General features: G+C 64.2%; 1 protein-coding gene. It reads right to left on the reverse strand.

Features of this window, described 5'->3' with window-relative positions:
- Positions 1-30: 30 nt before the first annotated feature.
- Positions 31-1313, reverse strand: a protein-coding gene (locus M3149_RS22590; protein ID WP_251711601.1) for an IS3 family transposase whose coding sequence is annotated in 2 segments (ribosomal slippage) — positions 31-977 and positions 977-1313 — 1284 coding nt in all. Because the reading frame shifts where the segments join, the coding sequence is not laid out codon by codon here.
- Positions 1314-1377: the final 64 nt, after the last annotated feature.

A 1377-nucleotide genomic window follows, 5' to 3' on the forward strand; every position in this document is an offset into this window, starting at 1 on the left:
TGATCTTGCCCCCGTATTCCCGGACCCGTCCTATTCGCAACGTAACGCCGCGTCCTTGACGGGTGAGCGGCGTGCCTGGGCGGCCTGATGCCGCCGGAACTCTCTGGGTGAACGCATTTTCAACGACGAGTGTGGATGGACCTCGTTGAAGTGCTCGAAGGCGGCCGGCAACTGCGCCAGCACCGTCGCCGCGTCGCTCAGGTCCATCCGGGCCACGTAGTCGCGCTTGAATGTGTTGACGAAGCTCTCTGCCATGCCGTTGCTCTGCGGGCTGCACACTGGGGTGTTGATCGGCTTGAGCCCCAGTGAACGCGCCATCGCACGTGTGTCTGCGGCGATGTACGCACTGCCGTTGTCGCTGAGGAATTCCAGCCAGTGATCGGCAGGTACCGCCTCCACCGATCCAAAGCGCTTCTCCACTGCCTCGATCAGCATTTCGCGCACCGGTTCACCGGGCAACCCCTTGCCCTCCCAGGCGCGCCAGGCGATCACTTCGCGGTCACAGCAGTCCTTGGCGAACGTGGTCGTCACCGTCTGACCCGAGTCGCACTTGATCTCCAAGCCATCGGAGCACCAGCGCGTATCGCTGTGCCCAACCGCCACGGTGCCTTCGTGCGTTCGGCTGGACTGGCGTCGCCGGGGAGCCTTGGGCAGCAGCAACCCGGCCTGTGCCATCACGCGGTAGGCGCGCTTGGGATTGACCCGTGTGCCTCCCAGTGCACTGCGCTGGCGGTTGACCAGGGCGCAGGCACGTCGATAGCCGTAGCTGGGTAAGTCGGTGATCTGCTGGCGGATCTCGGCCAGCAACAGTGCATCACCCGCTGGCGCGCGCCCCTTGCGGCCATCGCGCCAGTCCTCGCTGCGGTGATGCCGCTCATGCACATGCGAGCGCGCCACACCCAGTGCCCGGCAGACCGTCTTCATTGGTCGTCCCCGGGCAACAAGGGCGAGCGCGCAATCCACTTTTTTTCGGCGGCGTACTCCACGGCTTCCTTGAGGATCTCGTTCTCCAGGGTCTTCTTGCCCAGCACCCGCTGCAGCTTGGCAATCTCGACCCGGGCTGCGGCCAGCTCCGATGCCGGCACCACAGCCTCGCCGGCACTGACGGCCGTCAGGGCGCCTTGGCGATCGAGCTTTCTCCACTGAAACAGCAAGCTGGCTGCAACGCCTTCCTGGCGTGCCACCAGCGACACGCTCATGCCAGGTTCATAGGTGCGCCGCACCAGCGCTGCTTTCTCCGCGGGGGACCAGCGCCTGCGGCGCTGGTCTTTCAAGATGACTTCAACAGTGTCCGTATGCCTAGTCGTACTCACAGTCCTACTCCTATCTTTAAAGATAAGCGATAGGACGGGTCCGGGGATTTGGGGGGCTATCTCA

Origin of the sequence: Hydrogenophaga intermedia, from assembly GCF_023715105.1 — a bacterium.
Taxonomy (GTDB): domain Bacteria; phylum Pseudomonadota; class Gammaproteobacteria; order Burkholderiales; family Burkholderiaceae_C; genus Hydrogenophaga; species Hydrogenophaga intermedia_A.